This window comes from Zymobacter palmae (genome assembly GCF_003610015.1).
GTDB classification, from domain to species: domain Bacteria; phylum Pseudomonadota; class Gammaproteobacteria; order Pseudomonadales; family Halomonadaceae; genus Zymobacter; species Zymobacter palmae.
The window spans coordinates 1,976,711-1,990,090 of the sequence record NZ_AP018933.1; the positions used below are offsets into that span (position 1 = coordinate 1,976,711).

Annotated in this window: 13 protein-coding genes; 10 read left to right on the forward strand and 3 right to left on the reverse strand. The window is 55.9% G+C overall.

Going from position 1 to position 13,380, the window contains the following annotated elements; genetic code table 11:
* Positions 1 to 187: 187 nt before the first annotated feature.
* From ZBT109_RS08905 to ZBT109_RS08945, 9 genes are all read left to right on the forward strand, one after another.
* Positions 188 to 877: a response regulator gene (locus ZBT109_RS08905; RefSeq protein WP_027704977.1), complete on the forward strand. Its 690-nt coding sequence runs from the start codon at positions 188 to 190 to the stop codon at positions 875 to 877.
* Positions 878 to 1,257: 380 nt separating this feature from the next.
* On the forward strand, positions 1,258 to 2,064 hold the full coding sequence (locus tag ZBT109_RS08910) for a mechanosensitive ion channel family protein (RefSeq protein ID WP_051523753.1): 807 nt from the start codon (positions 1,258 to 1,260) through the stop codon (positions 2,062 to 2,064).
* Positions 2,065 to 2,353: 289 nt separating this feature from the next.
* A complete protein-coding gene (locus ZBT109_RS08915) occupies positions 2,354 to 2,749 on the forward strand; it encodes a hypothetical protein (RefSeq protein ID WP_027704975.1) in 396 nt (131 codons plus the stop codon).
* A 124-nt stretch (positions 2,750 to 2,873) separates the two neighbouring features.
* Positions 2,874 to 3,440 carry a lipocalin family protein gene (locus ZBT109_RS08920; RefSeq protein WP_084261779.1) on the forward strand — a complete coding sequence of 189 codons (567 nt, stop codon included), beginning with the start codon at positions 2,874 to 2,876 and terminating at the stop codon, positions 3,438 to 3,440.
* Between the two features lie 281 nt (positions 3,441 to 3,721).
* On the forward strand, positions 3,722 to 4,504 hold the full coding sequence (locus tag ZBT109_RS08925) for an ABC transporter ATP-binding protein (protein ID WP_027704973.1): 783 nt from the start codon (positions 3,722 to 3,724) through the stop codon (positions 4,502 to 4,504).
* 28 nt (positions 4,505 to 4,532) lie between these two features.
* Positions 4,533 to 5,288, forward strand: coding sequence for an ABC transporter permease (locus ZBT109_RS08930; protein WP_051523752.1), 756 nt, complete (start codon positions 4,533 to 4,535; stop codon positions 5,286 to 5,288).
* Entirely contained in the window at positions 5,285 to 6,031 is a 747-nt protein-coding gene (locus ZBT109_RS08935) for an ABC transporter permease (protein WP_084261778.1), read from the forward strand. Before ZBT109_RS08930 ends, ZBT109_RS08935 begins: the two co-directional genes overlap by 4 nt.
* A 34-nt stretch (positions 6,032 to 6,065) precedes the next feature.
* A complete protein-coding gene (locus tag ZBT109_RS08940) occupies positions 6,066 to 6,851 on the forward strand; it encodes a transporter substrate-binding domain-containing protein (protein ID WP_084261777.1) in 786 nt (261 codons plus the stop codon).
* Between the two features lie 88 nt (positions 6,852 to 6,939).
* Positions 6,940 to 7,755 carry a transporter substrate-binding domain-containing protein gene (locus ZBT109_RS08945; RefSeq protein WP_027704969.1) on the forward strand — a complete coding sequence of 272 codons (816 nt, stop codon included), beginning with the start codon at positions 6,940 to 6,942 and terminating at the stop codon, positions 7,753 to 7,755.
* 88 nt (positions 7,756 to 7,843) lie between these two features.
* Here the strand turns inward: ZBT109_RS08945 and copM are convergent, their stop codons facing one another.
* From copM to ZBT109_RS08960, 3 genes are all read right to left on the reverse strand, one after another.
* On the reverse strand, positions 7,844 to 8,245 hold the full coding sequence (gene copM, locus ZBT109_RS08950; RefSeq protein WP_027704968.1) for a CopM family metallochaperone: 402 nt from the start codon (positions 8,243 to 8,245) through the stop codon (positions 7,844 to 7,846).
* Positions 8,246 to 8,294: 49 nt separating this feature from the next.
* Entirely contained in the window at positions 8,295 to 9,269 is a 975-nt protein-coding gene (locus tag ZBT109_RS08955) for a carbohydrate kinase family protein (protein ID WP_027704967.1), read from the reverse strand.
* Between the two features lie 1,350 nt (positions 9,270 to 10,619).
* Positions 10,620 to 11,825 carry an aspartate aminotransferase family protein gene (locus ZBT109_RS08960; protein WP_027704966.1) on the reverse strand — a complete coding sequence of 402 codons (1,206 nt, stop codon included), beginning with the start codon at positions 11,823 to 11,825 and terminating at the stop codon, positions 10,620 to 10,622.
* Positions 11,826 to 12,201: 376 nt separating this feature from the next.
* On the opposite strand from ZBT109_RS08960, the gene pncB reads away from it, so the two are divergent.
* Positions 12,202 to 13,371, forward strand: a complete 1,170-nt coding sequence (gene pncB / locus ZBT109_RS08965) for a nicotinate phosphoribosyltransferase (protein ID WP_027704965.1) — start codon at positions 12,202 to 12,204, stop codon at positions 13,369 to 13,371.
* The last annotated feature ends 9 nt before the right edge of the window (positions 13,372 to 13,380 follow it).

The following is a 13,380-nucleotide window of genomic DNA, read 5'->3' on the forward strand; positions in this document are numbered from 1 at the left end:
GATACAGTCAATATGCTGTTATCCCAGCTGATTCATCGCGTGATCCCGATCATGCATTTTCGATCTGCAGCATGATTACGGAAAGAAAAAAGGTATTCGGGCCAATGTCGTGCTGTCGCGGGCTGCGCTACGGCCACCGAGGCAGCGATCACGCGAGGCCCAATCATCACAGTAGCGAGGAATACGCGTGAGCCACATACTCATCGTTGAAGACGAGCCTAAGATTGCCGAGCTGATTGCCGATTACCTGCACAGCAACAGCTACACCACGACCCATATCGACCATGGCGATCAGGTACTTCCCTGGCTTGAAGACAACCGTCCCGACTTGGTGCTGCTGGATGTCATGCTGCCCGGTATGGACGGACTGGCGCTGTGCCGCGAAATCCGCCAGCGCTCCGAACACATCGGGATCATCATGCTGACAGCACGCGTCGAAGAGATCGACCGTTTGCTCGGCCTGGAGATCGGTGCCGACGACTACATCTGTAAACCGTTCAGCCCCCGTGAAGTACTGGCCCGCACTAAGGCCCTGCTGCGCCGCATTTCTCAGATCACGCCCCCCGACGCCGAAGATGATGCCTCATGCCCGCTGGTACTCGACCACACCGGTTGGCGCGCACTGGCCAACGGTAAGGACCTTGGCCTGACTGCCATCGAATTCCAGCTGCTGAGCGTTATGATGCAGACACCGGGACGCATCTATTCCCGCGAACAATTGATGGAACAGATGTATCGCGACCATCGCATTGTGTCCGAGCGCACCGTGGACAGCCACATTAAGAAACTGCGCAAAAAGATCGCCGATGTATGGCCGGATCGCGACATCATTCATTCCGTTTACGGCGTAGGCTACAAATACAGCCCCGACGAATGACCCGCATATTGGTATGAAGAAAGGTGCCTTTGCCTCAGACACATGAGCTGACCAAAGGCACCTTTCTTTACGCTTCACCTTTGCCTCCCTCACGCAGCTACCCTAGCCGCAACTCGATCATCACTCGACTGACACCTTCTTCTTTGTCATTACCCGCCCAAGATACACACGAAACAGCGCTTATTTCCTGCGACTCAAGCAGACCTTGCTCTTAGGCAATCCTCACTACACGCTTTTGCACTATGCCACGCGATTTGCAATGAAGTTTCCCACTTAGGGTGTCGACAACCCTTTGCGGATCATTACACTTGTAGCGCGATGGATGCTCACCGGCTAGCGAGCATCACGATTCTCCGAACCTTTTGTCACAAGGCAAACGCATGAACCTCAGCAATTTCAGCATCGACGGCAGCTCTATGGAAACGCTGCTGCACTACGGGTTTCAGCTCGTAACGGCTGTCATCACACTGGCCATTGGGTGGTGGATCATCGGTATGATCACGCGTGGCATTCAACGCCTGATGAACATCCGTAGCATCGACCCGACTCTGCAAGGTTTCGTGACCAGCGTGCTCGGCATTGCCCTCAAGATCATGCTGATCATCAGCGTGGCCTCCATGGTTGGCATCGCCACCACCTCTTTCGTTGCCGTACTGGGTGCAGCGAGCTTGGCGGTCGGTATGGCACTTCAAGGCAGCTTGGGCAACTTCGCCGGCGGCGTCATGATCCTGCTGTTCCGTCCGTTCAAGGTCGGCGACAATATTGTGGCTTCTGGCGTAGAAGGCGCCGTACAGCGCATCGACATCTTCCACACCATCCTGCGCACTACGGACAACCGCATCATCTACGTTCCGAACGGCACACTGTCCAATCAGGTGGTCACCAATACGTCTCATGAAGCACGCCGCCGTACGGCCATCAGCGTCCTGATCGACTACGAAGACGATATCGACAAAGCACGCGAGATCATGCTGCAGCTGGCACGCGAAGAAGAACGTGTCCTGAAGGAACCGGCACCGTCCGTGTTCGTTGCCGCATTGAACGATGCCAACGTCAAGCTGACACTGCTGGTATGGAGTAAAACCAGCGACGCCAGCAATATGTCGCCGGTCTTCTCTGAAGCCGTCGTCAAGGCACTGCGCGCCGCCGGCTTCCGCCTGGGCGTGAATACACGCAACAGTCTCTGATCAGACTCGCAGCATCCTGAGCGGGGCGTTCCACATCGGTTGTAATGTGGAACGCCCCGCTCTTTTATTACCCGTTCAATGACGTTAGCGTCAAAATCCATTGGAACTGCACGGAATATCCCCTTTTCGACGTTTTATCACGTTTGCCAATCGCCGCCCTTCACGCCACAATGACGCCCCTCCAATGCCGTAATATATTCATTACGTTACAACCGCATCGCACTCGAACCAGGCGCGGCAAACACGGCCTTGCCTCTTCTTGCTGCGACAGCGCAAAGGGATTTTATTCATGTCCGCTGCTTACACATTGCTTCGTCGCACCTGCATCGTCCTGCCCATGCTGCTAAGCTTGGCAGCTTGCAGCCATGACACACCGCCTACGAAGGCTCAGGTACAGCAGGCCATGGAGAATAGCGCCAATGACTTCGTTCAGCAGGCCTACCTAGATGCCCTTCAGGCGCACGACCTTGCCAGCGTTCGCAATATCATCAGCCAAACAGACTATGCCATTACGGTGACGGACGTAGCGAAATGTGTAGCCGACAACACCGAAGAAGACACCAGCTCGCACTGGCAGTGCCATGTCAAAGGCGATATCACACTGAACGGCCACCATTACCCCATTGACCATGACATCGACTTCTACCACAACCTTGATGAACGTACGTGGCAGATGAACCGCTAGACACTTTTTCGCCCCCATCTTTACAGCGACAGGCCAAATCACTACATGACGCGTCTGTCGCTGCGCCCCATTCCTCGGCTACGCTACTCCTGTGTACTCATGCCTTGTCACACAGGAGCTGCTCATGACACTGCCCCGTCTACTACGTCCCCTTCACATGCTACTGGCAACGGTCTCTTCCGCTGTTCTGCTCATCACTGGCTGCACCGGTGCCCCCAAGGGAACACATCCGATCCCCGAGCTGGATCTCCAGCGCCACCTTGGCACTTGGTATGAAATCGCCCGTTTCGATCACCGCTTTGAACGCGGCCTTGAGTGCGTCACTGCTCAGTATTCGCTGCGCGATGACGGCATGATCCGTGTCATCAACCGTGGCCGCAATGCACAGAGTGGCGAGTGGAAAGAGGCTGAAGGCAAGGCTGCCCCGCTGAACACGCCGCCCGATGGCCAACTGAAGGTATCGTTCTTCGGCCCATTCTATAGCGGCTATAACATCTTGGTGCTGGACGATGATTACCACTATGCACTGGTGGTCGGCCCAAACCGCCACTACCTCTGGATACTGTCAAGAACGCCCACTCTGGATGAAACGCGCTTTGATGCACTGGTCGCCATTGCCAGCGCACAGGGCTTCGATACATCCGCGTTGATGCGTATCCCGCAAGATAGTGCCCATTGCACCGCCTTATAATGGCTTTGGACTACAGTCGGCGTTCGGTTTATGGCATGATGCGCGGTCATTGATGCATTACATAGCCGTGTCCAGTATGAACAGAGAAGCCTTGGTGCCGCTCTGATATACTGCGTTTTTCTATTTAGATACGGCACGAATCCTGCATATTTCCGTGATGGGTCGGAGTGCATTCCGCACCGTCACTACATGAACTCGTGTTTTATTTCGCCACTGATCGACGCTTTCACTGACGGTTCAAGCCGCCCGTGAAGCGGCAGTGCTAGGCTGGAAGCTACTTCATGTCAGAAACAACGTCGACACCCCATCCGTTGGTCATCAACGATCTGCACAAAAGCTATGGCACGAACGAGGTGCTGCGTGGCGTATCCCTGACCGCTCGCAAGGGAGACGTGATCACACTTATCGGCTCGTCCGGCTCGGGCAAAAGTACATTCCTGCGCTGCATGAACCTGCTGGAATGCCCTGATGCAGGCGATGTCATCGTGCACGGTGAACCCGTCCAGTTCACTACCCGCCGCGGAAAACGCACCATTGCCAACCCTCAGCAGATCCAGCGTATCCGTGCACGCCTGTCGATGGTATTCCAGAACTTCAATCTGTGGTCGCACATGACGCTGCTGCGCAATGTGACCGAGGCACCGATCCATGTACTGGGCGTGCCTAAAAAAGAGGCTGAAGAGAAAGCCATGGCCCTGCTTGCACGTGTCGGCCTGGCAGAGCGGGCACACTATTACCCCAACCAGCTGTCCGGCGGCCAGCAGCAGCGCGGTGCGATTGCCCGTGCACTGGCCATGGAACCAGAAGTAATGCTGTTCGATGAGCCGACATCGGCTCTCGACCCTGAGCTGGTCGGCGATGTGCTTGGCGTCATGCGCGACCTCGCCGCCGAAGGGCGCACGATGGTCGTCGTCACCCACGAGATGGACTTCGCCCGCGACGTATCCAGCCAAGTGGTATTCCTGAACCAAGGCCAGATCGAAGAAGCCGGAACGCCCGCGCAGATCTTCGACAATCCGACGTCACTGCGCTTGCAGCAGTTCCTGACGCCGTCACGCCGCTGATTTACGGAGGCTCTGACGAGAGGACGCCATGGAAAATCACACGCTACAGTCCATCACTGACGCCGTTAAGGCATTCTTCGATTTCAACGGCTATAGCCACCTGCTGCTGTCTGGTGGTTTGCTTGCTCTCTCGCTGGGGGTGCTGTCGCTGATCGTCGCCATTGTGCTAGGACTGCTGTCCGCCAGCGCACGTATTTCGGACAACCGCACACTGCGCATCATTTCGACGATCTACACCACCATCACCCGCAGCATCCCCGATCTCATCCTGTTGCTGCTGATTTACTATGGCATGCAGGCCGTGATCAACGTGACCGCAGACAAAGTGCTTGAGTGGACCGACAACCGCGTCGACTTGCAGTGCACGCTGGATCCGTTCATGTCAGGCGTCATTGCCATCGGGTTGATCTTCGGTGCGTACATGTCCGAGACATTCCGCGGCGCTTTCCAATCCGTGAATGCCGGTCAGATTGAAGCCGCCCAGGCCTATGGCATGAGCAAATGGCAGGTATTCAGCCGCATCAGAATGCCATTGATGATGCGCCACGCGCTGCCCGGGATCGCCAACAACTGGATGGTGTTGTCGAAAACAACAGCGCTGGTATCGCTTATCAGCCTCCACGATATCGTGTTTTACGCCAACGAAGCCGGTAAAAGCTTTCACGCGCCCTTCCGCTTCCTGACCCCCGTTTTGATCGGCTACCTGCTGATCGCCATGATTTCGGAAGTCGTCCTGAAGTGGCTCGAACGCCGTTACAACACAGGATTCAAGGACGCCGCATGAACGATACGACTTCGCTTTCCTATACTCTGGCGCATTTGCTGCACGATCTAACGGGCATCAAATCACTGTCCGCCGAAAATCTGAGCCTGTACTGGCCCGGTTTCGTGACCACTATCCAGCTGACGTTTATCTCGCTGATCCTTGGACTGTGCTTAGCACTGGCCTTTGCATTGATCCGTGCCATGCGCGTTCCGTTCGTGCATCGCCCCGTAGCCGTCTTCACTTATCTCTTCCGCAGTACGCCGCTGCTGATCCAGCTGTACCTGATCTATTACGGACTGGGCCAAATCCAGACCGATAGTCAGTTGTGGCATACCCTGATTGGCTCGCCGTTCTGGCTGGCGATTACCGCCTTCATGCTTAACACGGCGGCCTATACGACCGAAATCATCTACGGCGCCATAAAGACAACACCCAAGGGTGAAATCGAAGCAGCCCATGCCTATGGCATGAGCCCACGCAAGACGATGCTTCGGGTCGTGCTGCCAAACGCGTTCCGTCGTGCTCTGCCCGCCTACGGCAACGAAGTGATCTTCATGCTGCATGCCACGGCGATCGCCAGTGTGGTCACGCTGACCGACATCACAGGTGCCGCCATTCAGGTGCTGTTCAACACGTATGATGGCTTCACGCCTTTCGTTACGGCCGCCGTGTTCTACATGGTATTGAGCTTTGCCCTGCAGGCACTGTTCCGACGACTGGAAAGAAAGCTGCTGATCCATACCCAGCCAGCTTCCGCGTAACGACTGCGTATATTCCTATGAAGGAAACACAATCATGACACTCTTCAGGAAAGCCGTGGCCGCCATCAGCGTGACTGCTGCCTGCTTGGGAGCGCTTCCGGGTCACGCGATCGCGGCCAACGAACGGGTGCGTCTGATCCTCAACATTCCTTACGAGCCGTTCGAATTCCGCAACAAGGACGGCGAGCTGGCAGGATTCGACATCGACCTCGGCAATGCCATGTGCGCACAGGCCAAGCTGTCGTGCAGCTGGAGCGAACAGGGCTGGGAATCACTGCTTCCCAGCCTGATGACCCGCAAAGCCGATGCCATCATGTCAGGCATGACCATCAGTGATGATCGCCGCGAGCAGGTGCTGTTTTCCGATCCTTACCTGATCCAGCCTTCGGGCTGGTTCGCCCCTGTAGATTCACCGCTGAGCAACGTGACGACGGACACCCTGCGCCATCAGCGCATCGGTGTGCAACGCGGTTCCTCTCAGGATCGCTATGCCACCGACTTATATGGCCAGCACAACGATATCCGCCGCTATGCCAGCGCTGACGATGCCGTCAACGATCTGATGGCCAGCCGACTCGACATCACCCTGTTCGACTATCCCACTGGACAAAGCGCACTGCTTGAGGCCAGCCCGGGCCGTTTCAGGCTGGTAGGCGCCAAAATTCAGGATGAACGCTATTTCAACGATGGGTTCGGTATCGCCTTCAGGAAGCGCGATCAGGCGCTGGCCGAGCGGTTCAACCGAGCGCTGGCCGAGCTCAAGGAAAACGGTACGTACCAAAAGCTGGTCGACAAGTATTTCCCTGAAACACCGCAGTAAGTAGGCAGCACGTGTTCAGACCTGCGGGCAGCTCGCGCCTTTCCACTGCCCTTGTTATTACGCCGTTCCGGTACGCAAAGATTTCAACATGACGCGACGATTCCTCACTGTTCTCATGGCTGCGTTCAGCATTGCAGTCGCTTCGAATCAGGCGGCACAGGCCCGCAACAGCAACGACGTCACGCTGGCGATAGAACTTTATCCCCCTTTTTCCTACCGCCTGCCGGATGGTTCACTGGATGGCTTTGAAATACAGCTGGGCAACCTGCTGTGCGAACGCGCAGGCCTGCACTGCACTTGGTCCGACCAGAGCTGGGACGCTCTCATTCCCGGCCTGATGATGCGTAAGTACGACGCCATCCTGTCTTCGATGAGCGTCACACCCGAGCGTGCCCAGCAAGTGCTGTTCTCTCACCCGTACTACAACACGGCGCATATCTGGGTCGTGGCACGCAACAGTACGCTTGACCCCACGAACATGGCCCAAATGAAGGGCAAGGTCATTGGCGTGCAGCGCGGCACGACCCGCGATGACTATGTGACGCGCTTCTACGGCAGCACCGCCACTATCCGTCGCTACGTTGCCGAGCAAGACATCAGCAATGATATGCGCAGCGGCCGCTTGGATGCAGCGCTGGTCGATATGCTCACCAGCCGCGACACCTTCCGCCTTCAGGATGCCGATTCACTCTACCGTCAGGCAGCAGCACCGATCAGCAAACCGCTTGATGTCTTCGGCCCCGGTATTGCTATGGCGTTCCGTCCGCGCGACAAGGCGCTTGCCGAACGCTTCAATGCTGCCATTGATGAAGTGTACAGAGACGGCAGCATCCGCCCCATCATGGACAAGTACATCGGCATGGACATTCTCGTTCACGGTGATGACGTGCAGGATGCAAAATAGCCCGACAGCACGGTAACTGACATTTCGCACAACAAAAAAGGGCCCCTTCAGGGGCCCTTTTTCCATAGGCAGTCTGGCGATATAGCGGTCAGGGTTGCTTGTGCTGCTGTTCCTGATCCTTTATCCATCGCTGCATCTGTTCAACCTGATGCTGCTGAGAATCAACAATATCCTTAGCCAGCGCCCTCATTTCAGGTGCAGTGCCATACTGCAACTCCACCTTGGCCATGTCGATCGCTCCTTGGTGGTGAGCAACCATGGCACGCGCAAAATCCACATCAGCATTACCGGTGTACGTGATATCCATCGCCTTATGCATGGACATTCCCGCGTCCTTAAGCGCCTTTGTAGACGGTGCGCGCTGTGCCTGAACGACTGTAGACGTTCGAGCATGATCATGCATCGGCATGGACTCTGCCATCGCAGCGGTACCCGTACCGATTACTAGTAGAGCCGACCCCAAAACCAGTGCATGATGAAGTGAACGCATGAAGCACCTCCCTGTGCAATCAAGCGATACGGTCTACCGTGCTATCCGCTCAGACGGCAGCAGCAGACGTGGATTTTTCTTCAGATGCCGGAATTTCATGACGACGCGGCAAGTCCGGGCCACGACGCAGACAGGTAATACCGGCAGCTTTGTTGGCAAACGTGACCATGTCGATCAGGTCTTCGCGTGTCATGGAAGCAATGCCTTTGGAAGACGCGAACTTGTGCTCAGAAAGCCAGCACAGTACGGCAGCTTGGAAGGTGTCACCGGCACCCACGGCATCAACGACTTCGACCGGAATAGTCGGAACGTCAAAGCGAGTGCTTGAAGTGAAGATCGTCACACCTTTGGAACCGCGCGTCACCATGACCAAGTTAGTGCGGCCTTTCAGCCAGCGTTCGGCCATGACACCACCATCTGCATCGCCGTACAGCAGAGACAGATCCTCGTCACTGACCTTGATAACGTCAGCATAGCGGGCAAACGCATCGACCTGTTTCTGCCAACGCTGCAGATCCGGCTCGATGGTCAGGCGGACGTTCGGGTCGAGGGTGACCAGACGGTCTTTGCCTTCGCGTTCCAGCAGCTCAAGCAGCGTTTCAGAAGTCGGCGATACAACCAAGGAGTAAGACCCTACGTGAATCGCGTGAACGTCCGTAGGCAGCGGCTCCAGGTGTTCTACACGCAGGGCGCTGTCCGGGCCTTGCTTGTGATAGAACGAGTACTGAGGCATACCGCAGGAAGACACTGCAACCATCGACAGCGTCGTCGGGTTGTCCATGCGAATCAGGAAGCGTGTGTCCACACCTTCACGACGCATGATGTTGTGCAGGCGTTCACCCAAGAAGTCGTTAGACAGACCGGTGAACAGCGCGGCGCGGCGTTCGAGGCGCGCCAGACCCACTGCAACGTTGTAAGGAGAACCGCCAGCTACGGCTTCGAAGTGTACATGGGGAGTATCTTCGCTTGCTCGTGCGCGGTCAGCAAAGAAATCGAACAGCGCTTCGCCACAAATAAGAAACATGTCAGCCTCATTGCTCAAGGTGCACTACGGGCACAGGGCGTCCCGTGGAGTCGGTTTAATGATCTTAACGCGGACTGTGTCCACTGGCGAGATGGTGAGGCCATGAATATTGGCTGAAATCATTAACCATTAGTCGATAGTCAGGCTCATCATCTTCCGCGAGAAGGCAGCACTCCATGCCGATGCCCTTGAAAACAGGGCGCTGGACACAGTACCGTACCGTCCATTCCTGCTGCTCGTTATCGGCCACAGGCCGTTAGGCTGCAGAATCCTTCCTCTCGTCACTTAGCATGACGCGCCCTATCGTCTTAGAAAAGGCGACCAATGGATACCCATCATAAGGTCTCATGGCGCATTGCTACCACAAATGGTCTCAATGATCATGTAAGCGACTTTTAATGCCACGTTCACGTTACCTTAAGCAAAAGGCATATGGACGAAGCGTATGGCGAGGCGTACATTACGCGAAATCATACGGGAGAGCTCGGCACCACATCACAGACGTTGCGAACAGATGTGAGCGAGAATCGACGACGGGATGAAAATGCAGGAAGAAAAGAAGCCCTCTTGGCACTCGACGATCACTGGATCATCGACTGCAAGAGGATTTAAAGCGCCCTTGGAGAGGCGATGAGGCAACTGCATACGCTCTACCGCTGACTCGTGTGGACAGCACGTCTTACGGTAGACCCCATACCGTAGGTCAGGAAACCCAAGGTATCGTTGGCAGCATCATGCAACCGGCCCTGTGGGCATGATGCAGCAAGCATGCGGCGCATGCTTACGCCAAGTGTACGCAGTATTATGACGGGGTTGTGGATACCGACCCCAGTCCCCGTATGCTTGAGCTAGACTACGATAAGGCTACAAGCGAAAAGTTTCCAGATGGACACCGAGAGGTACTCCCACCCAGCCCCGCGACACTCTGTCACTTCCATCTCGTTAACACCGCACAGGGAGTCAGATACCGCACATTGTTCCCAAACTTAACAGTAACATGGAATTAGACTAAAGAACCATGCCCACTAGTACAGGTTGAGTCTTACCTACGCAGTAAGGTTTGCCACCCCCCCATCTATACGTACCAGATACTCTCCTCGCATTACCATCAGACACTGCAGTATCTCTTCACGCCTACAGCACTGTCGCCTTCTGATCGCAAGCATGCCGACATTCCTTATCGAGCCTCACACGCTGGGCCTCTCACGTCCATTCATCACGCATCATCACACTGCTATCGACTGTAGGTCACCTGACATGCCAGCACACAACACCACAAAAAAAAGCGCACCCCAATGGGCACGCCTTTCTGCGCTACACATATAGCCTGTAGCACGCCAACGGGCTGCCTTACAGTAGCGTCTTGATCGCTTTTTCCAGACGCATCATGCCGTCTTCGATATCTTTCGGTTCGATGATCAGCGACGGGGCAAAGCGCAACACGTCCGTACCCGCCACCAGCATCATCAGCTGCTGATCCATAGCTGCCTTCATGACATCACGAGCACGCCCTTTCAGCGCTCCTTTCAGCTCAGCGCCCAGTAGCAGCCCTGCGCCACGCACATCACTGAAGATGTCGTACTGCTGGTTTAGGCGCTCCAAGTGTTCACGGAACAGGCGAGAACGCTCAGCCACACCTTCCAGCACTTCCGGCGTAGCAATGCAGGACACCGCCGCATAGCCTACTGCTGCTGCCAGCGGGTTACCCCCGTAGGTGGAACCGTGCACGCCCGGCTGGAACGCTTCGGCCACGTCAGACGTGGTCAACATCGCAGCCAGCGGAAAACCGCCGCCAATCGCCTTGGCAGAGGTCAGAATGTCCGGCACAACGTCGTACTGCATGTAGGCGTACAGATCACCCGTGCGCCCCATACCACACTGCACCTCATCGAAAATCAGCAGCGCATCGTGTTCGTCGCACAGCTGACGCAGACCTTCCAGAAACGCCTGCGTTGCCGGGCGCACACCACCTTCCCCCTGCACCGGCTCAACGACCACCGCACAGGTCTTGTCGTTGATCAGAGCACGGGCGCTTTCCAGATCATTGAACACGCCGTGTTCTATGCCGGCCGGTTTTGGACCGAAACCGTTGGAGTACTTCTCCTGCCCGCCGACACTGACGGTGAAGAAAGAGCGGCCGTGGAAGGACTGACGGAACGAGACGATACCGTACTTGTCTTCGCCGAAGCGGTCGTGAGCATAGCGGCGCGCCAGCTTAAAGGCCGCTTCGTTTGCCTCTGTACCGGACTGGCACAGGAACACCTTGTCGGCAAAGGTCAGATCGACCAGTGCGCGCGCCAGTTTCAGCGCAGGTTCGTTGGTAAAGACATTGGAAACATGCCAGACCTTATCTGCCTGAGTCTTCAGCGCCTCAAGCAGTTCAGGATGAGCATGTCCCAACGCATTGACCGCGATACCGCCTGCAAAATCAACGTATTCGTTATCGTCCTGATCCCATACTCGACTACCTTTTCCTCGCACAATGATGGCGTCCTGGGGCGCATATGTGGGGATCATGTAGGTATCAAAGTCTTGGCGTGAAGGTGTCCTGCTCATTGTTGTTCCTAATTTTCTATCGTTGAGGAGAGCGTGCCTTGCCCCAAAGCCTCAAGGCATCGCGTCTTTCAGTATGCCTATCGCATCTGCGAAAGACGACCCATAAGCGGCCCAGCAGCCGATAAAACATCGGAGCAGGCGCCCATAGCGCCGCTGCCACGGCCGTGCTCTCGATAGCGTCGGCTGCGCTGCTGCGTTATGCTTTTCCCTACCGTTGATCGGGTAAGCGTATATGCACCCGTCCCGCTAGGACGTACATGATCGCTACAAACATCAACACGATGCGGCATGTTCACTACATTAATATATGGTAAAAGATCTCGGTGACCTATGGCACGGTGCCCTTTCAACCACTGATGAGGTAACTGGCTTACCAATGCTCGTTTCAATCCTGGACAACGATTTCTACAAGTTCACGATGCAGAACGCGGTCGTGAAACTGTTTCCCAACGCATGGACTCGCTACCAGTTCATCAACCGTGGTCAGCACCGCTTTCCCGCTGGCTTCGCCGACCGTCTACGCCACGCGGTAGAAGGCATGTCGCGTCTGGCACTCACTGCCGACGAACGCCGCTTCCTCGAACAGACCTGCCCTTATCTCGATCCGTCCTATCACGATTTCCTGCAAGGCTTCCGCTACGACCCGTCCGAAGTCAAGATAGAGCAGAAAGGCGAAGACCTCGAAGTCGTCATCGAAGGCCTGTGGTACCGCACCATTCTCTGGGAAGTGCCGATCATGGCCCTGATCAGCGAACTCTGGTTCCAGATGGAAGGCCAAGACCGCGACAGCGATGAAGTATCGCTGGCCCGCACCCATCAGAAGATCGAGCACTATCGCCAGATGGGCATCAAAGTGGCCGACTTCGGTACTCGTCGCCGCTATTCTTATGACTTCCATGACAAAGTCGTCAGCACGCTGACGGAATACGGTCAGGAAACCTTTACTGGCACCAGCAACGTCTACTTGGCCTATCGCCACGGCATCAAGCCGCTGGGGACGCATGCGCACGAGTGGTTCATGTTCCATGGGGCCAAATACGGCTTCAAGATGGCCAACAGCATGGCGATGAACAACTGGGTTCAGGTCTATCGCGGCGATCTGGGCATCGCGCTGACGGACACGTTCACGACTGACATCTTCTTCGACAATTTCGACAAAATGTTGGCCAAGCTGTTTGACGGCCTGCGCCACGACAGCGGCGATCCCATTGTGTTCGCACAGAAAGCCATCGAGCACTACAAGAAGATGGGCATCGACCCGCGTACGAAAACCATTGTGTTCTCGGACGCACTCGACCCCGACAAAGTCGACCGTATCGTCGAGTTCTGCCGCGATAAGATTGGGATGTCGTTCGGGATCGGCACCAACTTCACCAACGATGTCGGCCTGAAGTCGATGAACATGGTCGTCAAAATGATGGATACCCGCCCTGACCTCAGCGATGATTGGCTGCCGGTCGTGAAGCTGTCGGATATTAGAGAGAAGAATACGGGGACGCCGGAAATGATCCGGTTGGCACGCGAAGTACTGTCGCTGCCCAACTGATCCGGCAAC

Bases quoted from the DNA above. Each gene is read 5' to 3' on its own strand.
- ZBT109_RS08910 (WP_051523753.1), top strand. From the start codon at position 1,258: ATGAACCTCAGCAATTTCAGCATCGACGGCAGCTCTATGGAAACGCTG.
- ZBT109_RS08915 (WP_027704975.1), top strand. From the start codon at position 2,354: ATGTCCGCTGCTTACACATTGCTTCGTCGCACCTGCATCGTCCTGCCC.
- ZBT109_RS08920 (WP_084261779.1), top strand. From the start codon at position 2,874: ATGACACTGCCCCGTCTACTACGTCCCCTTCACATGCTACTGGCAACG.
- ZBT109_RS08925 (WP_027704973.1), top strand. From the start codon at position 3,722: ATGTCAGAAACAACGTCGACACCCCATCCGTTGGTCATCAACGATCTG.
- ZBT109_RS08930 (WP_051523752.1), top strand. From the start codon at position 4,533: ATGGAAAATCACACGCTACAGTCCATCACTGACGCCGTTAAGGCATTC.
- ZBT109_RS08935 (WP_084261778.1), top strand. From the start codon at position 5,285: ATGAACGATACGACTTCGCTTTCCTATACTCTGGCGCATTTGCTGCAC.
- ZBT109_RS08940 (WP_084261777.1), top strand. From the start codon at position 6,066: ATGACACTCTTCAGGAAAGCCGTGGCCGCCATCAGCGTGACTGCTGCC.
- ZBT109_RS08945 (WP_027704969.1), top strand. From the start codon at position 6,940: ATGACGCGACGATTCCTCACTGTTCTCATGGCTGCGTTCAGCATTGCA.
- copM (WP_027704968.1), bottom strand. From the start codon at position 8,245: ATGCGTTCACTTCATCATGCACTGGTTTTGGGGTCGGCTCTACTAGTA.
- ZBT109_RS08955 (WP_027704967.1), bottom strand. From the start codon at position 9,269: ATGTTTCTTATTTGTGGCGAAGCGCTGTTCGATTTCTTTGCTGACCGC.
- ZBT109_RS08960 (WP_027704966.1), bottom strand. From the start codon at position 11,825: ATGAGCAGGACACCTTCACGCCAAGACTTTGATACCTACATGATCCCC.
- pncB (WP_027704965.1), top strand. From the start codon at position 12,202: ATGCTCGTTTCAATCCTGGACAACGATTTCTACAAGTTCACGATGCAG.